Genomic DNA, 21,068 nt, shown 5'->3' with positions numbered 1-21,068 from the left:
TTATAATGCACGATATGACTTTAAAAAAACTATCCCACTGGGGACTGTCGCTAGCCATGCTGGGCCTGTTCAGCTGCGGTAACGCCGGCAAGACCAACGTTCCTAAAGGCAAGGTAAGTATCATACCAATGCCGGTAAGCGTACAGGAAAAAGCCGACTCCTTCCTGCTGAATAAACGTACTGTAATCGTTGCCAGTAATGAGGCCGACAAACAAACCGCATCGCTGTTCAACAGCTGGCTGAAAGAACTCGCCGGCTATGAATTACAGATCGCCGCCCAGGGAGATAACAATGCGATCATCCTCCATAGCGCCGCCGATTCAGCTAACGCAGAAGGCTATACGCTGGATGTCAACAATAAAACAGTTACCATCAATGGTAACACCTCCGCGGGTACTTTCTATGGCGTACAGACGCTGATCCAACTGCTGCCTGTGGAGAAAGCCAGCGAAATGTATATTCCGGGAGCAGATATCAAGGATCAACCACGCTTTGCCTATCGTGGCCTCCACCTGGATGTATGCCGCCACTTCTTCCCAGTAGACTTCATCAAAAAATACATCGACCTCATGGCGATGCATAAATTCAATACCTTCCACTGGCATCTCACCGATGATCAGGGATGGCGCATTGAAATCAAACGCTATCCGCGCTTACAGGAAGTAGCCTCCAAACGTAAAGAAAGTATGGTAGGCCACTACAATGACGGCAAATACGATGGTAAACCTTACGGTGGCTTCTATACCCAGGAAGAGGTAAAAGAAGTAGTAAAATATGCCGCTGAACATTTCGTAACCGTTATTCCGGAAATCGAAATGCCAGGCCACGCACTGGCAGCGCTGGCAGCCTACCCTAACCTGGGCTGTACCGGCGGACCATACGAAGTAGGCACCCGCTGGGGCGTACTGGATGATGTGTTCTGCGCAGGTAACGACAGCGTATACACTTTCCTGGAAGGCGTAATGGATGAAGTACTTCCGCTGTTTCCAAGCAAGTATATTCACATCGGTGGCGATGAATGCCCTAAAGTACGCTGGCAGAAATGCCCTAAATGTCAGGCGCGTATCAAAGCCCTGGGCCTGAAAGATGAACATGCCCTGCAGAGCTACGTGATTCAGCGTATGGAAAAATACCTGAACAGCAAAGGCCGTCAGATCATCGGATGGGATGAAATCCTGGAAGGCGGACTGGCCCCTAACGCTACCGTGATGAGCTGGAGAGGCATGGAAGGCGGTATCGCTGCTGCCAAACAGCATCATAATGTAATCATGACACCTGGCTCCCACGTTTATTTTGATCATTATCAGTCTAAAGGCAAAACCGAACCCCTGGCTATCGGCGGCTTTACCCCCGTTAGCAAAGTGTATGAGTTCGAACCGGTACCAAAAGAACTGACCGCCGAAGAAGCAAAATATATCAAAGGCGCTCAGGCTAACCTCTGGTCAGAATATATCGGTAGTACCGGACATATGGAATACATGGTATATCCCCGCGCTACTGCCCTTGCAGAAGTGCTTTGGAGCCAACCTGAAAAAAGAGATTATAATAATTTCCTGGACAGACTTAAACTCCATGTAAAACGCCTGGATCTGAAAAAGGTAAATTATGCCAAACACGTTTTTGAAGTAATGGGAAATGTGGATGATAACCACAAAGGTGGCGTAGAAGTAAAGTTAGATGCGAAGCTGGATGGCGGTAAAATATATTTTACGACAGACAGCACTGCTCCAACCCCACAGTCAACCGCCTATACTGCGCCAGTGCAAATCCAGCAAACCAGCACTGTTCGCGCACAAGTATTCCAGGATGGTAAACCATTCGGTAATGAATATAGCCAGCATTTCCTTTTCCATAAAGGACTCGGCAAAAAAGTTACCCTGAATGCTCCACCCGACCAGGCTTACAACCCAGGTAGCAGCTTCGCACTGGTAAATGGTATCGAAGGCATTTCCTCCTTTAATGATAACCAGTGGTTCGGTTACAAAAACGGCGATATGGTAGCAGTGATAGAACTGGACAGCATTCAGGATATCCGCCAGGTAGGCATGAATACGCTGAATTTTAAAACAAACTGGATATATCCGCCTAAAACAGTGGTATTCTCCGTTTCAGAAGATGGAAAGCAGTACAAAGAAGTATATAAGCAGTCCGCCTTTAATCAGAACGGTATCAACCAGGTTAGAGGTAATATTACACCCGTTCGTGCAAAGTTTGTGAAGATGGAAGCCCAACGTTTCGGCATTATTCCGGCAGGAGGCGAAGGCGCTGGTAATCCCGCCTGGTTATTTGTAGATGAGATGATTATCAACTAATAATACAACAACAAATAAAAACCGTCTCTACATAATAGAGACGGTTTTTATTTGTTGACTCCTACACCAATTTATATTATGAAAAAAGCATTCCCGAAAGACAATCATTTATATTAACGGTAATCTTCGGGAAAAGGTTTCGATCAGCAAAAAGAAATTTTGATTAAATAAGTGCTAAAAATTCATACAGATTAGCAGTATTTTTTTTAATTTTCCGGCTCGTTTTTAAACCGCATCTAATCAAAAACGTTTACAAATGACGATTAATCATCAGGAAATCGAACTGATCGACAGCTTTGAACAAATTGCTGTGGAAATTCATTCCTCTGCCAAAGAGGGTTCCAAAGCAATTGCTCAGGAAATCGCTGCGCTGATCCGCGAGCGCCAGGCTGCCAATCAAAAATGTGTATTAGGACTGGCTACAGGCTCCACTCCAAAATACCTCTATGCCGAACTAGTACGCCTGCACAAGGAAGAAGGGCTGAGCTTCAAGAATGTTATTTCGTTTAACCTGGATGAATACTATCCTATAGAGCCGGATGCTCTCCAGAGCTACAACCGCTTTATGAAAGAACATCTGTTTAATCATGTGGATATTCCTGAAGGAAACTGCCATGTGCCAGATGGTACCATTCCTAAAGAACAGATTAAAAAATATTGCGAAGAATACGACCGTGCCATTGAAGCTGCTGGCGGTATTGATATTCAGATCCTGGGTATCGGTAACAACGGACATATCGGTTTCAATGAACCAGGCTCCAATATCAATTCCCACACCCGTCTGATCACCCTGGACAACAGTACCCGTCTGGCAAATGCCTACGAGTTTCCAAATATGAGCCAGGTGCCTCGTCTGGCAATCACCATGGGTATCGGCTCCATCATGAAGGCCAAACGCGTATTGCTGATGGCCTGGGGCTCTCACAAGGCGAAAATCGTTTGTCGCTCCGTAGAAGGACATAGCACGGATCAAGTGCCCGCGTCTCTCCTGCAGCAACATCCTAACTGCAAATTCATCATCGATGAGCAGGCAGCCGCTGAACTCACCCGTTTCAAAGAACCTTGGCTCACCGGCGATTGCGAATGGACGCCAGGTCTGATCCGCAAAGCGGTAACCGGCCTCGCCCTGAAACTGAACAAGCCTATTCTTATGCTGACCGATAAAGACTACAATGAAAATGGTCTGAACGACCTCATTGTACAATACGGTTCCGCATATGAGCTGAATATCAAAGAATTCAACGCAATCCGCGATACCATCACCGGATGGCCCGGCGGTAAACCAGGCACTCAGCTGCCTAACCACCCTGAGCGCTCTGAACCAGCTAAAAAACGTGCACTGATCTTCTCTCCACATCCGGACGACGATATCATCTCTATGGGTGGTACTTTCATCCGCCTGCATGAGCAAGGCCATGACGTACACGTCGCTTACCAAACATCCGGTAACATCGCTGTTACAGACGAGTTCGTACTCCGTTTCGTAGACTTCGCCGTAGGTTTCGAACACATGTTCGATATCGACGGTAGCAAGAGTACCCAAATCCTGGCCGACGCTAAAGCGTTTATCAACAGCAAAAAGCCTAGCCAGAAGGATACGCAGGAAATCCGCTCCATCAAAGGACTGATCCGCCGCTGCGAAGCAAAAGCTACCTGCCGCTACGTAGGTATCGCTGAAGGTAATGAACACTTCATGAACCTGCCTTTCTATGAAACCGGTCTGGTAGAAAAGAAACCAATGGGTCCGGAAGATGTGAAACTGACAGTAGACCTGCTCCGCGAAATCAAACCTCACCAGATCTATTGCGCCGGCGACCTCGCCGATCCACACGGTACCCACAAAGTATGTCTGGATATTATCTTCGCAGCCCTGGAAATCGTGAAAAACGACGATTGGGCAAAAGATTGCTGGGTTTGGCTGTACAAAGGCGCATGGCAGGAATGGGAGATCCATGAAATCGAAATGGCTGTTCCAATGAGCCCTGACCAGGTATACCAGAAACGTCTGGGTATCTTCATCCACCAGAGCCAGAAAGACGTAGTTCCTTTCCAAGGTACCGACAGTCGCGAATTCTGGGAACGTGCTGAAGACCGTAACGCCAACACAGCAAGCCTATATGATAAGTTGGGATTGCAACAGTATGCCGCTATGGAAGCATTCGTGCGTTACCATTTCATGTAAGCTGAATATATAAAGACGCGTCCCTGCCGAATAAGCAGGGACGACTAAATATAAAGAAGGAAATGGCGTCTGAGACGTCATTTCCTTTTTTGATATAGCCTTATTATTTTGATCTAAACCATATCTTAACACCTGCTTCATAACATTAGTATAACTTTCTATCTCACGCCATTGGTATAATTTGCCCTTAATATTCCGATTATTCCTTTAAATTACAGCAATAAACTACAATGCTTTTCAATGGAAAATGATATCCTCATTGACTTCCGTTTTACTAAAACGAAACCCGGATTTGGTGACCTGTTCCTGATTACAGGCGATACACATCCCAAATTCTCTCCGCGCAATATGGCGTTTGAAAAGCTGGCCCCACTGGGGTTTGAACAGCTGGATGACTTTTTCGGCATCCTGAACACTGAAGAAACTGGCGACGATGTACTGGTATGGCTCTTCCCTATGCAAAACGGCGAAGAAGTATTCCATAACAGCGGCCCTTTTGATGCGATCCGCCTTTCCTACAGCGCACTTCGCAACACACCGGAAACCATCAGCCTCCTGGAAGAATGCTTTAATACCATCAAATCTTCCCTGGAAACAGAAGTACTACTCGATGGTAACGCGATCCAATCATTTGAACCCGTTCAGCTCAAAGCCAACGATATCGTTTCCTACTGGCGTAACAACCAGGTGGAACCAGGTTCCCCGGCCAGCCTCCTGATCGATGAAGATGAAGATGAAGATGAAGATTGGGAAGATGAAGAATGGAATGAGGAAGATTGGGAAGACGAAGATGAATCCAAGAAAAATTAATTAAAAATATTCCGTCCCCTCCCACAAGGAGGGGATTTTTTATCCGGAAATATTTTCTAATTTGTACCGACCTATACTTCCTAAACCTGATGCCTACAACTATGACTAAACGTAATTCCACCAAAGGCGTTGCCGGCCTGCTTTTAGCAGGTGTGCTAATCGTTGTTCTGCTGCTGTCCGGAATTCCGGGCCGCTCCGTCTCCCGTAACAAATGTGCAAACCGCTCCGCCATCGTGGAAACCGTCAATGAAGCCTCTCCCGGCATCGTAGTGCATCTCCGCAACGACCCTAAAATCTATTTCATCGCGCCCAAAAATAATCACGGACTCACCGTAAACGCCCTCCGTCAGAAACTTGCCGGCAAAGAAACACAGTTGCTCATCGCACACGCCTGGTCCCCACTGGACCCATTCTCCAGCCTTAACGAAATCGAAGAAATCAGACAAGAAGGCCAACTGCTGTATTCCATGAAGCAATGATCCTCCAGGTATAGCTTTTTTCTTTATCTTAGTTGCCTGTATATGTGTGACTTATGAAGAAAATCATCTTTGTGTTTTGCGCCATAGTTTTAGTAGCCTGCGATAATAAAAGCGGCTCTAAATACAATCGTGCATTGGATTCCACCCAGTTTAACACCCCCCAAAAAAACACCGCCTCCGTTAATCCAATCGTTGGCGAACGTATCAGCGGCTCCGCTACTGTCAGATCAAAGCCCGACGGTTCCCCTGTGGCCTCCCTCCTGGATTATGTACCTGTACGCTGTGCCTCCATCCGCAAAGGCTGGTTTCCAGTAAATATCGACTTCGAGATTACTGCTGATGAATACCGTCAGCCACTGTTCCATAAAGGCCGGAAACTCATTGTTAATGGCATTCCTGCCGGCACATTACTCACAGATATCAAATTGCCTGTTTCTACCAACGGCGATAAAATGTGGGCCACCATCGACGGATTTACCGAACAGAAAAGCATACGCCAAGGTACCATCATCGAAGTAGCTGCCGCTAATTTCCTCCACCAACATAAAGATTACAGCCTTACCGGCTTACAACCCTTTATTCATAACTTCCAACTGGAGGCCGACAGTACCCTCGCCCCTTATGCCCTCTTCTATAATTACGAAAGCGGTATCGACGATCCAAGTCCTTCCTACCGGCTGGCCCTCATCTGCCAGGGAAATCAACTGATCGGCGTGCTCCATTCCAGACCGCTAACCATAGAAGGAACCTCCCCTCGCCGCCTGCAACGCGGTTTTGCGGTCAACTTCCTCCCCGGCATCGATGGATTCCTCAAAGAAGACTTTTGTAAGAAATTCAATTCCTTCATAGTTTCTGTTGATTAGTGTCATAACTTTTGGTTATGAGTAATTACTTTTAAAGATTTGACTTCGGCGGGGTATGTCCTGAACTTTGCACTGTAAATCAATAGTTCAGATCATGCAACAATCCGAAACCACCACCCGTACATTACAGCAACCAGCCATCAGCAAGCCTTTATTTATTACCGCTGCAGCAGCCACGCTCCTGCCAGTGGTATCTCCTCCTATTGCCTTGCTGCTGGGGATTCTACTGGCTCAAACCACGGGGAATCCATTTGCCCGCGTTACCGGCAAAATGACGCATTGGCTGCTGCAATTGTCTGTTATTGGTCTTGGCTTCGGCATGAATGCGCACAGCGCCCTCAAAGCAGGAAAGGAAGGATTCCTGCTCACCATCGCTTCTATTACCTGCACGCTCCTCCTCGGATGGGGACTAGCCAGATTATTAAAGATAGATAAGCATACCGGACACCTGATCTCCAGTGGTACCGCTATCTGCGGAGGCAGTGCCATAGCGGCAATAGCCCCGGTAGTGAAAGCCAACGAGAAACAAATGTCTGTATCCCTTGGTATTATATTCCTGCTCAACAGCGCAGCCCTCTTCCTCTTCCCGGTATTAGGCCACCTGTTTGAACTTAGCCAAACACAGTTTGGACTCTGGAGTGCCATCGCCATTCATGATACCAGTTCTGTTGTAGGCGCCGCCAGCAAATACGGAGACGAAGCCCTGCAAGTAGCCACCATGGTCAAACTCTCCCGCGCGCTGTGGATCATTCCTGTTGCCTTAATTACTTCTTTGCTCTTCCGCAATGGCGGTAGCAAAATTAAAATACCCTGGTTCATAGGCATCTTCGTCCTGGCCATGCTGGCAAATACTTTCCTGACACTGGGTAATATCAGCCATATCATGACCAGCAGTGCGAAAACAGGATTATCCCTGACATTATTTCTGATTGGCGCTAATCTGACCAGAGAAGTATTGCGGAGCATCGGTTGGAAACCTTTGTTGTTGGGAATACTGTTATGGGCATTCATCAGCGCAAGCGCTTTAATGGCCATCCTCTGGCTGCATTAATACTGCGTGGTAATTTGAGTGCATTTACTTACATTTGAAATACTGAAGGAAAATCAGAAGAATAGGTTATTAACAGATTGGCAACCAAAATCACCCATTCAATAACCATTATGCGCTTATTACCCCTATGAGTTGGATGCATGGCGGACGCGCCACCCTGTTTATGGCATTCGCAAGAGCAATCGAAAGTACGGCCCCGGCCACCAAAAGAATCATTTACGATCCATTTGCTGCTGTATTCCTACCTTCCTGGATGCAAACAGTTACCACCTGTTGTAATGTGGGGCTGCTCAGAAGAGTAACCAAGTCGGTACTACAATTACGCTGGCCTGGCGCATTTACCGCAGCCATCGCACGCACCCGGCTCATTGATGACATGATTCAGAATGCCGTCAATCAACATGGTATCAATCAGATCATCATTGTCAATGCAAGACTGGATACACGCGCACATCGATTGAAAACAAGTATGCCCGTACATTTCGTGGAAGTAGATCTCAAAGAATCTCAACTGGAAAAGCAGGAAAAATTATATAACATCCTGCCAGAACAAGTAACCTTTATTGATTATATCCCTGTAAATATCCATCAGCAAAGCCTTTCAGAAGGAATGATCGGCCATCTGCAACGCGAACACTACAAAACACTCTTTCTCTGGGAAGGTGTTACTTCCAACCTGAAAGCCAAAGAAATAGCCGACTTCTTTCAATACATCAGCCGCTATCCTGCCGGTACACAACTGATCATGACCTACATTCATAAATCAGCCCTCGATAATCCGGATATGTTCAAAGGGTTTCACGAAGCTTCCCGCTCCCTGGAAAAAGGCGGCGAAACCTGGGACTTCGGACTATACCCAGGTTCATGGAATAATATCTTTCAAAATATAAATATGGAAGTATCCTATGATGGCGGCGCCAACGACTACCGGCCAACCTACTTCGGCAAATCAGGCCAACGCATGAAAGGCTATGAATTCTTCCGTGTATTACAGGCCGCATTAAAATAACATGACTCTTCCACACGATTAAATATCTTTGCAGCATCACCGGCAATACATAAAATCAATCACTATGGATGCAGCATACGACGTAATAATTATCGGCGGAGGACCAATAGGAATAGCTTGCGCCCTGAATGCTCAAAGAGCAGGTTTGTCTTATCTCGTACTGGAAAAAGGCTGTCTTACCAACTCCCTGTACAACTACCCTTTGTACATGACTTTTTTCTCTACCTCAGAAAGACTGGAAGTCGGCAATATCCCTTTCGTTTGTATCAATCCTAAACCCAACAGACCAGAAGCACTGGAATATTACCGCAGAGTAACTACGTCCAATCACCTGAATGTGCGGCTGTTTGAAGAGGTAAAAGAAATCAAATCTAACGGTAAAGAATATACGATCCATACGCAGGACGGATTATATCATGCAAGACATGTCATCATCGCCACCGGCTTCTATGACATTCCCAATATGTTAAATATCCCCGGCGAACAGCTTCCAAAAGTAACACACTACTATAAGGACCCTCATTTCTACGCGACCCGCCGCGTACTAGTGGTAGGCGCCAACAACAGTGCTGTGGATGCAGCCCTGGAAACTTACCGCAGAGGAGCAGATGTCACCATGGTGATACGTGAGGAAAGTATCGGAAAACGCGTTAAATACTGGGTAAAACCGGATATAGAGAACCGTATTAAAGAAGGTAGTATCAAAGCCTATTTCCATTCTTCTCTGGCAGAAGTACGGGAAAAAGAAGCGGTGATCAATACGCCGGAAGGATTGGTTACGATTCCGAACGATTTTGTCATTGCGATGACTGGCTATCAGCCCAACTTCAGCTTCCTGGAAAAAACAGGCATCGCCCTTTCAGACGATGCCAAAAAATATCCTGCATATAATCCCATCACCATGGAAACCAATATGCCGCGTATTTACCTCGCTGGCGTGGTTTGTGGCGGGATGGACACACATGTTTGGTTTATAGAAAACTCCCGCGAACATGCTGATAAAATCATTCAGCATATCAAAACCAGGGTTTAAATAATATTCACTTCACGCTCCAGCGTTACGCCAAATTTCTCCTGTACACTATCTACTACCTGTTGCGACAGGTGGTAGATATCGCCCCCTTTGGCATTCCCATAGTTCACCAGTACCAGCGATTGTTTGGCATGCACCCCTGCATCTCCATTGCGGTAACCTTTCCACCCACATTGCTCTATCAGCCAGCCTGCCGCCAGCTTGTAATGATTTTCTGGTAAAGGATAAGCTACAAGGTTCGGAAAGGCCCCTTTTAAAGCATCATACTGCGCTGCATCAATAGACGGATTCTTAAAGAAACTTCCCGCATTGCCAATTTCTGCCGGATTAGGCAGTTTGGAACTACGAATGTTGATAACAGCATCTGCAATCGCCCTGATAGAAAGCGTTTTCACACCCATATGCTCCAGTTCCGCTTCTATAGCGCCATAGCTGGTATTAAAATGCGGCGTCTTGTTCAACCGGTAGGTTACATTCAGAATGGCAAACTGGTCTCTGAACTCCCGTTTAAAAACACTTTCCCGGTAACCAAATTTGCAGTCAGCATTGTTGAATTTCACCACTTTTTTATCCAGCAGATGAAAGGCTTCCAACTCATGAAAACAATCTTTTATCTCCACTCCGTAAGCGCCGATATTCTGCATGGGACTGGCACCTACATTACCCGGAATCAGGGACAAATTCTCCAGTCCGGCCAGTTGCTGCCCGATACAATGCTGCACAAAGCCATTCCAGTTTTCACCGGCGCCGGCTTTCACATATACGTGCTCGTTATCTTCCCCAATAATTTCAATTCCTTTAATTTCATTTTTCAGCATAGCGCCGTCGTAGTCCTTTGTCAGGAGGATATTACTACCCCCGCCCAGGATCATGCGCGGATGGTTGGCTACGCGACTATCAGCCAGCAGCGCCGCCAGGGCTTCTTTGTTGGTAAAAGGAGCAAAATAGCGTGCAGTAGCAGAGATTCCGAAAGTATTATACGGCTTCAGGAGAACATTTTCAGATATGAGCATAACTAAGCATTCAAAAACTTAACTTTAGATCCTGACAAAGATAAACTGGATTTACTAACATCAGCACTTTCTGTCCATGGAAAAAACTGCTATTGTAATTGGCGCCACCGGCCTGACAGGTACCCACCTGGTTTCCGCCCTACTGCATGACGGTTATTATACGCATGTCCGCGTGCTGGCACGTAAACATGCATTCAATCCCAGACCAGGTTTGGAGAGTATTATCGTGGATTATGAAGATGAAGCCACTTTAAAAAATTTGCTACAGGGAGATGTACTCTTCTGCTGTATCGGTACGACCATCAAAAAAGCAGGCACCAAAGAGAATTTCCGGAAAGTAGACTTTGATATTCCCGTAAGATGCGCCCGGATCGCCCATGCCAATGGCGTAAAGCAGTTTCTGGTGATGTCGTCTATCGGTGCTAATCTTTATAGCCGCAGCTTCTACTTACGCACGAAAGGTCAACTGGAAGCCGCGATTGAAGGCATTGGCTTCGCCTCCACCTCTATTTTCCGCCCTAGCTTCCTCATCGGACAGCGGCAGGAATTCCGTTTCGGCGAGTGGATCAGCAAATATCTTATCCAGCTCTTCTACTTCCTCCTCCAGGGAAGATGGAAAAAGTACAGAGGAATCAAAGCCGCTACTGTAGCCAGTGCCATGCATAAAATAGCCAAAAAGAACGAACCGGGAGTGGCTATTTATGAATCCGATGCCATCCAGGAAATCGGAGAAACACCCGATTCGGTTTGATGAACTGTACGTATCTTTAGTTCCTTATGCAACGACTTATATTCCTCCTCACCGTATTATTTGTATTGGCTTTATCCCAACCCGGTAAAGCGCAGGACAATAGCTTCCCTGAAAGCTGGTCCAGAACAGCCCAAAAACATACTGTTCCCACCGGCAACATGTATAATGTGCCGTTCTTTATGCTGTACTACCGCGAAATCGTTGATTTTAATATCTCTAACAGCGATAAAGCGGAAGGCTATTCTTATTACCAAACGTTATATAAAAGTCTGCAAGTCCAGCAAGCCCTGAATAAAGACAGCTTCTCTTCTATCCAGATTCAGCTCAAGCCAAATGAAGAGGCCCGCGGCCTGCATGTACGCAAGATCGGCGCTGATGGTACCGTTACCAGTCTGGAGAAATCGGTGCGGGTTTCACCCAGTCGCACTGGCAATACCACCATTTCTATCAATAACCTCGATATCGTAAAAGGAGATGAAGTGGAATATGAACTGCTGGTGAAAGTTCGGGGTGCTTACGCAGGCAACATGATCATTCAGTCGGATATTCCTTGTGCAGAAGCCCATTTTAAGCTGATCGCACCTAAAAACATGGAATTCCTCGTTCGCTCCAATCAGTCTAATATTACTCCAGGGGAAGACCTGAAAGATAATAACCGCATCTACTCCCTGACTACGCATAATGTGCCTTCCATTCCGCTTAATCCGCTCTATAATGTGAAGCCATTCCTCCTGCGCGTGGAATATGGACTGCATAACATTACCGAAAACGGGAAATCAACCGTTATCACCTGGAGCGACTTTGGGAAATCTACTTATGTTCCCTATGTGGCCATCAGTAAGCAGGAAGCCAAGCTGGTAGAGAAAGAGCTCGACAACATCCCTTTCCTGAAACAGCGCTATCCAATGCCACAGCTGATCTACATGATAGAACAGTACCTCAAAACCACCTATGATCTCACAGAGGATCAGGATATGTTTGGAGAGCCTGGCAATCTCGCTACAGCTATTCGCAATAAAAGAACAGACAAACAGGGCATGATTAAGCTCTTTAACTCTTTCTTCTATTTTCTCAATATTCCCTGCCAGATGATGTTCACCTCTTCCCGCAGTGAATTGCCGCTCAGTAAAGATCTTGTGAATCCCGCACTGGCAGAGAATAACCTGATATATTTCCCTACTTTAGGTCAGGCGCTGGCGCCAACGGAAATGGATACACGCTTTCCTTGTTATCCATCCAACTGGATCAATTTATTAGCAGTACGTTCCAGGGATACGTTGGTGAATGATCAAAACCAGGTACTCACAGACCTGATGAATACGCCAATGCCTGCGTATACGTTAAGTAATATTAGTACAGACGCCACCCTGACAGACTTCAACAACCCTACCTGGGAAATAACACAGTCGTTCGGCGGCTATGCAGGCATCAACCTGAAACGCGCCTTTACCCGCGCCGGCAGCGACGTTTCTATGCGGAATGGCACTTTCAATTCCATCCTGCCTTTATCTTCGGATGAAAGAAAGGTGTTGAAATACAGCGCTACCAATGAAACTTTTACCTATCAACCTATGGATAAACCAGTGGTTGTCAATTCCACACTGCTCACCGCTTCACTCATTACCAATGAAGCAGATGGCAGCAAGCATATCAAACTTGGCGAATTACTCAGTGGAAGTTTGTTGATGAATCCAATTATGCCAGTGGGTCATTACCCGGTAGAACTGGCGTTTCCATTTTACTTCGAAACCCGCCTCCACCTGGATATTCCACAGGGATATAAAATAAAAAACAAAGACGATTTTGCAGCGAATATCACTAATGCAGCAGATAAGTTAGGCTTAAAAATGCGCATGGTACAAGATGGGCAAAAGGTACATCTCTTTGTAATACAGTATTTCAAGGATGTCAGCTTCAACGGCACGGATAAAGACCTCTTCCGGAAAATCCTGGAACGTGTGCTGATACTGAAACAACAGGAATTAACACTCATTAAATAATAAAACGAAGGGCCGGTATCTGCGATACCGGCCCTTCGTTTTATGCCTGAATATTATTTCGCGTAGTTCGCATCATTTACCATAAATAGCATCTGATAAACCACAGAATCCTTTTTTGTACGATGATTCACACAATATTGACGCAGATCAGCATCCAGCTGTTGTAATTGGTTCTTATCAAAATCTCCATCATAAGATACCATCACAGTGGGCTTCGCGCCATGATGCAGATGGAACTGAATCAGCAATCTCCCTACTGTTTTTATTCCCTGTATATTTTTCAACACAAAAGCTTCCTGCCCTTTAATAAACTCAGCGAGCGTATCAATACTTACAATGCCAGGCACCTCTTGCTGGGTGGTTAATAACGTGACATTCTTCACGTAATTGGGACCTTTCGGTTTGCGCGTTCCTCCATCAGGCGTGTATTCCTTGAATTTTTCACTACTTGCATACACTTTTCCATCCACCGGATTGGCGTAGTTATTCTTTCCTATAAGACTATCAGGTTCACTTGCTGTTTTTACAGCATCAATAGGCGGATTGGTGGATTTCGAAGCATTACAAGCTACAATCGACAGACCAATGGCGGCTGTCAGGATTACTTTAGAATAGATCATATGTATTAGGTTATAGGATATATGGGGCAAAGGTACGATATGAAATAACATATTTTTTTCAACCAATAGCATTAGTTATAATACCAAGTTTGTTGCCCTTCTAGACGCAAATGTGCTATAGATCTACACACAATCCACATCCGGCACTATCACCACCGACCTGAATTTCTTCTCTGCCAATAACTGAATGAAATACTCTCTCAGCATGTATTTCGTCTGATTAATAACTTTTGTATCGCGGGGCAGTTTTATCAGCATTTCCTGCAAATAATTATTTCTTACCCTCGCTACCGGCGGAGCTGCCGGCCCTACCAATTGTTGGCCTATATGAGGTTGCAACCAGCTAGCCAGTACCTGTGCGGCCTGTTCTACTGTTTGTTGATTTTTATGTTTTAAAGTAAGTTTCAGCAGACGATAAAACGGTGGATAGTGGAAGAACTGCCGCTCGGCAATCTCCGCTTCGTACATTGCTTTATAATCATGCTCCAACACATAATGCAGTACCGGATGTCGGGTATTGCTGGCTTGTACCAATACTTTTCCTTTGGCATGTTTACGCCCTGCACGTCCGCTCACCTGTTCCATTAACTGGAAGGCCCGTTCATTTACCCGGAAATCAGGATAACTGAGCAGACTATCCGCACTCAGAATACCTACAAGGTTTACGTTTTCAAAATCCAGTCCTTTCACCACCATCTGTGTACCTACCAGGATATCCACTTCCCGGTCTTCCAACAGTTTGATCATCTTATTGTGACTGTCTTTATTCCTGACAGAATCCACGTCCATACGGGTGATACGGGCTTCCGGGAAAATCTGTTGCAGATCATCCTCTATCTTTTCTGTACCAAAACTTTTAGGGATGAGCGACTGACTACCACAGGCAGCACATGTATACACATAAGGATAACGCGTACCGCAATAGTGACAATGCAGTTTATCTTGATTACGGTGATAGGTCAGCGATACATCGCATTGCTTACAATGCGGTATCCATCCGCAGGTAGTGCACATCAGGAAAGGTGCATAACCGCGCCTGTTCTGGAAAAGGATGACCTGTTTTTCTGCCGCAATACTTTCTGTGATAGCAGTTTTAAGCGCCAGAGAGATATTACCATCCATGGTCTTCTCTGCCATCTCTTTTTTGATGTCTACCACTTCCATGGCGGGCATCTCCACACCTCCAAATCGCTCAGAAAGCTCTACCAATCCATATTTTCCCTGTTTCGCATTGTAATAAGATTCCAGGGAAGGCGTGGCAGAACCCAGCAGCACTTTGGCTTTGAAGAGTCCTGCATAATAGATCGCAGCATCCCGCGCATGATAACGAGGAGCCGGATCTTGTTGCTTATAGGAGGAATCATGTTCTTCATCCAAAATGATCAGCCCTAGATCCTGAAACGGCAACAGTAAGCTGGAACGTGCGCCCAGTATAATTTTCAGCTCACCATTCTTTACTTTATTCCATATTTCCACTCTTTCGTTGTTGTTGAAACGCGAATGGTAAATACCGATATGTTGTCCGAAATGTTTCTGGAGACGACGTATGATCTGGGCGGTAAGGGCTATTTCAGGCAGCAGATAAAGCACCTGTTTTCCGGAGGCGAGACATTCCTCCATCAATTTTACATATATCTGTGTTTTCCCAGAAGACGTCACTCCATGCAGTAAAGTAACCTGCTTGGTTTGGAAGTGATCTTTTACTAGCGTCAAAGCCTGCTCCTGAGAAGGGCTCAGACTAAAATCAATCTGGGCTTCCAGCTTATGCTGTTTGATTCGGTCTACCGCTCGCTTTTCTACCATCAGCACACCTTTGTCGACCAGCCCTTTCAGTTGGGCGGTAGTAGCGCCCGATTTGCGGAGCAATGCATTCTGCGTTACCTCTCCTGTTGTTTTCAACAGGTGCAGATAAGCCAGCAGCAACTCCATTTGTTTGGGAGCACGCCCGAAATCATTCAGGAGCGCCGCCAGTTTTTCCTCCTCCACATAATCAGGATGAAGGAGTACAAAATTTTCTGTTTTCTCTTTATATACTTCTTTCAGTTCCTCATAGATCAGGCAAACCTTTTTCTCAATCAGTTTCTTGATCACAGAGTATACTTCGGACTTATCAAGTATCAACTGCACCTCTTCAATGCGCAGCTCCTTGCGTATCTGCAAGGCTTCCGCAATGAGATATTCATCATCATCCAACTGCGTATAGTCGTCGCCGAAAGCGTCGTTATGCAGCAATAATGTTTCGCTGGAGAGTTTCAGGTGGGCAGGTAAAGCGGCATTCAGTACTTCGCCTTCGCTGCACATATAATAGCTGGCAATCCAGGACCAGAAAGCTAACTGTGTGGGATATACGACGGGCTCCTTGTCCAGCAGATCCAGCAAAGGTTTGGTTTTATAGTCGGCCGGCGCCTGCTGATGGATTGCCTTTACAATACCGGCATACTTCTTCTGTTTACCCAGTTGTACAGCCACACGACTGCCTACCTGGATACTATCCACCATGTTATCGGGAACAGAATAGGTATAATTTTTAGGTAATGCCAGTGGCAATATTACATCTGCATATTTCATCGGGTGACTTCCAATGTTGGATATTTGCGGCGTTTACGCAGCTCTGTGTCCATTACATCGTAAACGCGTTGTTTGAGCGTATTGATATCGTCGAGGGTCAGGCCATCCACAGGAATAGGGTCCAGAAATACAACGCGGCATTTGCCCGGATTCAGTTTCATCAGACCTCCGGCAGGAAAACGATCTCCTGCATCTACATAGAGTACTGGTTTCAAGGGAATCTGCATTTCTATCGCCATACGGAAAGCGCCGTTGTGGAATGGTCTTAATGGAGCTTCTGTTTCATTGGTGGTTCCTTCCGGGAACATTAACACCGAAATACCGGCTTTAAGCATGCTCATCATTTCACGTACGCTCTTCGCGCGTGCCGGAGCATTAGAACGATCTACTGGTACAACAGAATTCTTGTAAATGAAGCCAAAAAAGGGAATTTTGGACATTTCCACCTTACCAAGCGGGCGAAATGGAAGGCGCATCACTTTCACAGCAATGGCAGCATCCAGGTAACTACGGTGATTTACAACAAAAATACAAGGTTCATTACCTTCTTTGCAAAGATGCTCCTTGGTTACACGCATACCTACAAGCGGAAACCAGGCATGTGCCCAGAACCGGAGAAAATAGAAAATAATATTTCCTCCCTTCTCCTTACCCAGCAAAGACGCCAGAAATATAGGCGGAAGAATGAGAAACATGATTCCCAGGAAGATAATGGCGGCGTATACTACATAAATAACACGCAACAATTTCAATAATAATTTCATAAACGCCCCTTGAACAGTGGTTTGAATTAAACCGGAAAACTACGATTTAAATATGAATTCTTCAGACAAGATTCATCATTCGCAATGACAGGCCCAGTCTTTATCCAGGTCGATACAGGTAATCACCCGGGCATTATTCTCATCACAAGGCGCAAAAACGATGCGAAGATGCTGCCCTTCCTGCGAATGCCCTTCCAGGGCGAATGTTGGACAAGGATGATCGTTTGGATTAGATTTCTCAAGATTTACTTCCCCGTTGGCAAGGATTTCCTGCACTTCCCCCTCTGTCACATGTCTGCATTCCATGCGACATCTGGCGTGCTTGGTATATTCCAGTCTCGCATGACGATTCAACAGGCTACCGGAATAATCCGCGGCAGACCTGGGAGGACGAGTGACAACAGATTTTGTTCTAGCTGCCGTGGAGGGCTCACTCCTCCACCATTTTTGCTGCCAGCCCGCAATCAACAGCAGGGCCAATAATACGACCGGCAGATATTTCTGTGCAGTTTTCATAAATTTTTTCGGACGGCGCGTAAGTTAGGGAAAATTCCTGACCTGACTATGACATAAAAAGTTCCTACCTTTGCCGTCCTTTATGGAACAAGTAAAAACAGTAGCTTTTCATACCCTCGGCTGTAAGCTGAACTTTTCAGAAACCTCCTCTCTGAGCAGGTTACTGGAACAGGACGGGTTTGTGAAAACGGATTTCGACGACACTGCAGATGTATATGTGATCAATACCTGTTCAGTAACAGATAATGCTGACAAGGAATGCCGTCAGCTGGTACGCCGTATTCAGCGCCGCGCTCCCGAAAGCATGGTGGTGATCACCGGCTGCTATGCACAGCTGAAACCGGAAGAGATCGCTTCTATCGAAGGGGTAGACCTCGTTCTCGGTGCTGCAGAGAAATTCAATATCGCAGAACACCTGAAAAACCTCACCAAAGGAGACAGCGCTAAAATCTGCTCCTGCGATATCGAAGATGTCAATTCTTTCCATTCTTCCTATTCTCTCCACGATCGTACTCGTACCTTCCTGAAAGTACAGGATGGATGCGACTATAATTGTACCTTCTGTACCATCCCTATGGCCAGAGGTAAAAGTCGCAGCGACAGTGTTGAAAACGTGGTGAAAAATGCAGAAAAACTGGCAGCCAATGGCGTCAAAGAGATTGTACTCACTGGCGTTAACTTAGGCGACTTCGGAAAAGGCTTCGAAGGCGGCAAGAAAAGGGAAGAAACCTTCTTTGAACTGATACAGGAGCTGGATAAGGTAGAAGGTATCGAACGTTATCGTATCAGTTCTATCGAACCGAATCTGCTGACAGCGGAAATCATTGAATTTGTTGCCAACAGCCGCAAATTCATGCCGCATTTCCATATTCCTTTGCAAAGTGGCAGCAACGATATTCTTGGCCTCATGCGCCGCAGATATCGCAGAGAGCTCTATGCAGAGAAAGTAGGTCTGATCAAACAATTCATGCCACATTGTTCCATTGGTGTGGATGTGATTGTAGGATTCCCTTCTGAATCTGATGAGCATTTCCGCGAAACGTACGATTTCCTGCATAGCCTGGACGTGTCTTACCTCCACGTATTTACTTACTCAGAAAGAGCGAATACGCTGGCGCTGGACATCAAACCAGTAGTACCTGTAAACGTACGCCATGAAAGAAATAAAATGCTCCGTAACCTCAGTCATAAAAAACTGCAGTTCTTCACGGAACAACATATTGGGCAAACCCGTAAAGTACTGTTCGAATCTCATAACAAAGACGGTATGATGGAAGGTTACACCGATAATTACATCAAGATCACTACTCCTTTCAGAGAAGAATGGAGCAACAATATTATCGACTGGGAACTGCGTTAATCCGTAATATTTCCACAAAAAATAACCCCGGCAGCTATACTGTCGGGGTTATTTTTTTCAACATCACCAGTCCAACATGAAGTGCCTTACTTAGGAAAGTTAGGGCTGTTCTTCACTTCCACAATTTGTTGCGTATGTCTGTTGGTATGTGCTGCATCCAGCAGTAACAACTGATACGCATCAATAGGACCCATAGGAGATTTATCTGTCACGTGATTACGCAGATCATCCGTAGTGTTGGTCACGTACGCTATGACTGCATCCCGTTGTGTGATAAAATTCTGAATGGTTTGTTGTGGCGTTTGATCGTCTTTAGGTACAAACTGTTCCGGCGCTTTGAATTTCTTACTACGATCTTCCACGCCTGTGATGATCTGCTGATCAGTGATCTTAATATTTGCTCTCTTGGAAGGATCAGCAGGTTCTTTCACCAACTGCTGTTCTCCGTCATACATTCCTTTTTCTACACGGGTAATGTGTTCCACACATTCAATAACAGACCAGCGATCCGGTGCGGGTTTGAACTTCAGCTGTTCTTCAGATAATCCCTGCACTTCTTTCAGCAGGTTATTTTTTGTTTCGGTAAGTTGTGTTAAGAGCAGCGTTTTGTCGTCCCGATGTGCATTGATGGCTACTTTAGGGGGAACAAAACCAGCGCATAACACGACGAGCATGAGTAAGAGTGATTTTTTCATCGTGGTGGTATTTGGTGGTAAAAAAGAAAGTCACAGTAAGTTACGAAACTTCCAGGGTACGAAGCAATGACAGGAATTCCTTTCTTTGAATGAAACCCGCTCCCAGCGAACGGAGGTGATCGGTTTCTACCTGACAGTCAATCATACCCAACTGATCCGCATGATCCTGCACAAAAGTGATAAATGCCGCTTTGGAGGCATTGCTAACGCTACTAAACATCGATTCTCCAAAGAAAGCTCTGCCCAGACGAATACCATAGCATCCACCCACGAGCGTTCCTTCCTGCCAGGCCTCCACAGAAATGGCATATCCCAGCTCATGCAAGCGGATATAAGCTTTTTCCATCTGCCTGGTAATCCAGGTACCATCCTGACCAGGACGAGGCATAAGACTGCAAGCCCGGATAACAGCGGGAAAATTGCGGTTATAAGTTATTTGGAAGGTCTTTTTACGCAGTACCTGCTTCATACTGGCAGATACCTTCAAATCCTTGGGAAAGAGTACAAAACGGGGATCAGGACTCCACCAGAGAATAGGCGATTCGCTAAACCAGGGAAAAATACCGGATTGATATGCCAGTAACAGCCGTGCAGGACTCAAATCGCCCCCCACTGCCAGGAGTCCATCCGGCTCCGCATAAGAGACATCCGGAAATATTAAGTCTTTCGACAGACGGAACACCATGTTATTGATTAACCGCTTCCTCTATAGTAACGCTCAGACCGCGCTCCAGCAATGCCTCATACATAGGGCGTAATTTCTTGTACTCACCCTGTTTAACGGCGTATTTGCCATTAAAATGTATAATCAGCGCACATTGTTCCGCCTGCTCATGAGTATGGCCGCAAACTTCCATCAGAGAAGTAATGACCCAGTCAAATGTATTTACATCGTCGTTCCATACAATCAGATTATACGGAAACTGCTCATCCTCTGCCACCAGAACGTCGTCCTGTTCTTCCGTAATTACTTCTGTATTAGTGTGTTCGAGCATTGTTAAAGAAAGCTTTATGCAAAATTACGCGGAATATTCGTTAATTT

General features: G+C 45.8%; 18 protein-coding genes and 1 pseudogene. 11 read left to right on the top strand and 8 right to left on the bottom strand.

The window, feature by feature from the left end; translation table 11 throughout:
* The first annotated feature begins 14 nt into the window (after positions 1 to 14).
* The 8 genes and pseudogenes from CLV59_RS10315 to CLV59_RS10280 all read left to right on the top strand — a co-directional run bounded on the left by CLV59_RS10315 (position 15) and on the right by CLV59_RS10280 (position 9,739).
* Positions 15 to 2,312, top strand: a complete 2,298-nt coding sequence (locus tag CLV59_RS10315) for a beta-N-acetylhexosaminidase (RefSeq protein ID WP_211323793.1) — start codon at positions 15 to 17, stop codon at positions 2,310 to 2,312.
* 250 nt (positions 2,313 to 2,562) lie between these two features.
* Positions 2,563 to 4,494 (top strand): annotated as a pseudogene (nagB, locus tag CLV59_RS10310) (glucosamine-6-phosphate deaminase); the annotation flags it as partial.
* Between the two features lie 240 nt (positions 4,495 to 4,734).
* Positions 4,735 to 5,304 (top strand): hypothetical protein, encoded by a 570-nt coding sequence (locus CLV59_RS28870; RefSeq protein WP_170137684.1) that lies wholly within the window; start codon positions 4,735 to 4,737, stop codon positions 5,302 to 5,304.
* 101 nt (positions 5,305 to 5,405) lie between these two features.
* Positions 5,406 to 5,783 (top strand): hypothetical protein, encoded by a 378-nt coding sequence (locus tag CLV59_RS10300; RefSeq protein ID WP_111591949.1) that lies wholly within the window; start codon positions 5,406 to 5,408, stop codon positions 5,781 to 5,783.
* Between the two features lie 53 nt (positions 5,784 to 5,836).
* Positions 5,837 to 6,646: a hypothetical protein gene (locus CLV59_RS10295; RefSeq protein ID WP_111591948.1), complete on the top strand. Its 810-nt coding sequence runs from the start codon at positions 5,837 to 5,839 to the stop codon at positions 6,644 to 6,646.
* Positions 6,647 to 6,740: 94 nt separating this feature from the next.
* Complete coding sequence (locus tag CLV59_RS10290) at positions 6,741 to 7,697, top strand: YeiH family protein (protein ID WP_111591947.1); 957 nt, start codon at positions 6,741 to 6,743, stop codon at positions 7,695 to 7,697.
* 127 nt (positions 7,698 to 7,824) lie between these two features.
* On the top strand, positions 7,825 to 8,706 hold the full coding sequence (locus tag CLV59_RS10285) for a class I SAM-dependent methyltransferase (RefSeq protein WP_111591946.1): 882 nt from the start codon (positions 7,825 to 7,827) through the stop codon (positions 8,704 to 8,706).
* Between the two features lie 64 nt (positions 8,707 to 8,770).
* Entirely contained in the window at positions 8,771 to 9,739 is a 969-nt protein-coding gene (locus CLV59_RS10280) for a YpdA family putative bacillithiol disulfide reductase (protein WP_111591945.1), read from the top strand.
* Here CLV59_RS10280 and murB read toward each other — a convergent pair.
* Positions 9,736 to 10,752: a UDP-N-acetylmuramate dehydrogenase gene (murB, locus tag CLV59_RS10275; RefSeq protein ID WP_111591944.1), complete on the bottom strand. Its 1,017-nt coding sequence runs from the start codon at positions 10,750 to 10,752 to the stop codon at positions 9,736 to 9,738. The genes CLV59_RS10280 and murB overlap by 4 nt on opposite strands.
* A 76-nt stretch (positions 10,753 to 10,828) precedes the next feature.
* Between murB and CLV59_RS10270 the strand changes: the two genes are divergently transcribed.
* Both CLV59_RS10270 and CLV59_RS10265 read left to right on the top strand, forming a co-directional pair.
* A complete protein-coding gene (locus CLV59_RS10270; RefSeq protein WP_111591943.1) occupies positions 10,829 to 11,503 on the top strand; it encodes an NAD(P)H-binding protein in 675 nt (224 codons plus the stop codon).
* A 26-nt stretch (positions 11,504 to 11,529) separates the two neighbouring features.
* Entirely contained in the window at positions 11,530 to 13,503 is a 1,974-nt protein-coding gene (locus CLV59_RS10265; RefSeq protein WP_111591942.1) for a DUF3857 domain-containing protein, read from the top strand.
* A gap of 53 nt (positions 13,504 to 13,556) precedes the next feature.
* On the opposite strand, the gene CLV59_RS10260 is transcribed toward CLV59_RS10265, so the two are convergent.
* The 4 genes from CLV59_RS10260 to CLV59_RS10245 form a co-directional block, all read right to left on the bottom strand.
* On the bottom strand, positions 13,557 to 14,123 hold the full coding sequence (locus CLV59_RS10260) for a hypothetical protein (protein WP_146616159.1): 567 nt from the start codon (positions 14,121 to 14,123) through the stop codon (positions 13,557 to 13,559).
* A gap of 123 nt (positions 14,124 to 14,246) precedes the next feature.
* Positions 14,247 to 16,691, bottom strand: a complete 2,445-nt coding sequence (priA, locus tag CLV59_RS10255) for a replication restart helicase PriA (protein WP_111591940.1) — start codon at positions 16,689 to 16,691, stop codon at positions 14,247 to 14,249.
* On the bottom strand, positions 16,688 to 17,455 hold the full coding sequence (locus CLV59_RS10250) for a lysophospholipid acyltransferase family protein (protein WP_111591939.1): 768 nt from the start codon (positions 17,453 to 17,455) through the stop codon (positions 16,688 to 16,690). The genes priA and CLV59_RS10250 overlap by 4 nt, the downstream gene beginning before the upstream one ends.
* A 75-nt stretch (positions 17,456 to 17,530) precedes the next feature.
* Positions 17,531 to 17,971 (bottom strand): DUF4258 domain-containing protein, encoded by a 441-nt coding sequence (locus tag CLV59_RS10245; protein WP_111591938.1) that lies wholly within the window; start codon positions 17,969 to 17,971, stop codon positions 17,531 to 17,533.
* 82 nt (positions 17,972 to 18,053) lie between these two features.
* Here CLV59_RS10245 and mtaB point away from each other — a divergent pair, with 82 nt between their 5' ends.
* Positions 18,054 to 19,331: a tRNA (N(6)-L-threonylcarbamoyladenosine(37)-C(2))-methylthiotransferase MtaB gene (mtaB, locus tag CLV59_RS10240; protein WP_111591937.1), complete on the top strand. Its 1,278-nt coding sequence runs from the start codon at positions 18,054 to 18,056 to the stop codon at positions 19,329 to 19,331.
* 86 nt (positions 19,332 to 19,417) lie between these two features.
* On the opposite strand, the gene CLV59_RS10235 is transcribed toward mtaB, so the two are convergent.
* From CLV59_RS10235 to CLV59_RS10225, 3 genes are read right to left on the bottom strand one after another with little or no spacing between them, the layout of a single operon-like run.
* Positions 19,418 to 20,026 carry a DinB family protein gene (locus CLV59_RS10235; protein WP_111591936.1) on the bottom strand — a complete coding sequence of 203 codons (609 nt, stop codon included), beginning with the start codon at positions 20,024 to 20,026 and terminating at the stop codon, positions 19,418 to 19,420.
* Between the two features lie 40 nt (positions 20,027 to 20,066).
* Positions 20,067 to 20,711, bottom strand: coding sequence for a leucyl/phenylalanyl-tRNA--protein transferase (aat, locus tag CLV59_RS10230; protein WP_111591935.1), 645 nt, complete (start codon positions 20,709 to 20,711; stop codon positions 20,067 to 20,069).
* Between the two features lies 1 nt (position 20,712).
* Positions 20,713 to 21,021, bottom strand: a complete 309-nt coding sequence (locus CLV59_RS10225; protein ID WP_111591934.1) for an ATP-dependent Clp protease adaptor ClpS — start codon at positions 21,019 to 21,021, stop codon at positions 20,713 to 20,715.
* Positions 21,022 to 21,068 lie beyond the last annotated feature (47 nt).

Source organism: Chitinophaga dinghuensis, from assembly GCF_003259435.1.
Classification (GTDB): domain Bacteria; phylum Bacteroidota; class Bacteroidia; order Chitinophagales; family Chitinophagaceae; genus Chitinophaga; species Chitinophaga dinghuensis.
This window is presented reverse-complemented; position numbering and strand designations above follow the sequence as displayed.

Bases quoted from the DNA above. Each gene is read 5' to 3' on its own strand.
- CLV59_RS10245 (WP_111591938.1), bottom strand. From the start codon at position 17,971: ATGAAAACTGCACAGAAATATCTGCCGGTCGTATTATTGGCCCTGCTG.
- CLV59_RS10290 (WP_111591947.1), top strand. From the start codon at position 6,741: ATGCAACAATCCGAAACCACCACCCGTACATTACAGCAACCAGCCATC.
- CLV59_RS10225 (WP_111591934.1), bottom strand. From the start codon at position 21,021: ATGCTCGAACACACTAATACAGAAGTAATTACGGAAGAACAGGACGAC.
- CLV59_RS10280 (WP_111591945.1), top strand. From the start codon at position 8,771: ATGGATGCAGCATACGACGTAATAATTATCGGCGGAGGACCAATAGGA.
- CLV59_RS10315 (WP_211323793.1), top strand. From the start codon at position 15: ATGACTTTAAAAAAACTATCCCACTGGGGACTGTCGCTAGCCATGCTG.
- CLV59_RS10300 (WP_111591949.1), top strand. From the start codon at position 5,406: ATGACTAAACGTAATTCCACCAAAGGCGTTGCCGGCCTGCTTTTAGCA.
- CLV59_RS10295 (WP_111591948.1), top strand. From the start codon at position 5,837: ATGAAGAAAATCATCTTTGTGTTTTGCGCCATAGTTTTAGTAGCCTGC.
- mtaB (WP_111591937.1), top strand. From the start codon at position 18,054: ATGGAACAAGTAAAAACAGTAGCTTTTCATACCCTCGGCTGTAAGCTG.
- CLV59_RS10235 (WP_111591936.1), bottom strand. From the start codon at position 20,026: ATGAAAAAATCACTCTTACTCATGCTCGTCGTGTTATGCGCTGGTTTT.
- CLV59_RS10250 (WP_111591939.1), bottom strand. From the start codon at position 17,455: ATGAAATTATTATTGAAATTGTTGCGTGTTATTTATGTAGTATACGCC.
- CLV59_RS10285 (WP_111591946.1), top strand. From the start codon at position 7,825: ATGAGTTGGATGCATGGCGGACGCGCCACCCTGTTTATGGCATTCGCA.
- aat (WP_111591935.1), bottom strand. From the start codon at position 20,711: ATGGTGTTCCGTCTGTCGAAAGACTTAATATTTCCGGATGTCTCTTAT.
- priA (WP_111591940.1), bottom strand. From the start codon at position 16,691: ATGAAATATGCAGATGTAATATTGCCACTGGCATTACCTAAAAATTAT.
- CLV59_RS10260 (WP_146616159.1), bottom strand. From the start codon at position 14,123: ATGATCTATTCTAAAGTAATCCTGACAGCCGCCATTGGTCTGTCGATT.
- CLV59_RS10265 (WP_111591942.1), top strand. From the start codon at position 11,530: ATGCAACGACTTATATTCCTCCTCACCGTATTATTTGTATTGGCTTTA.
- CLV59_RS28870 (WP_170137684.1), top strand. From the start codon at position 4,735: ATGGAAAATGATATCCTCATTGACTTCCGTTTTACTAAAACGAAACCC.
- murB (WP_111591944.1), bottom strand. From the start codon at position 10,752: ATGCTCATATCTGAAAATGTTCTCCTGAAGCCGTATAATACTTTCGGA.
- CLV59_RS10270 (WP_111591943.1), top strand. From the start codon at position 10,829: ATGGAAAAAACTGCTATTGTAATTGGCGCCACCGGCCTGACAGGTACC.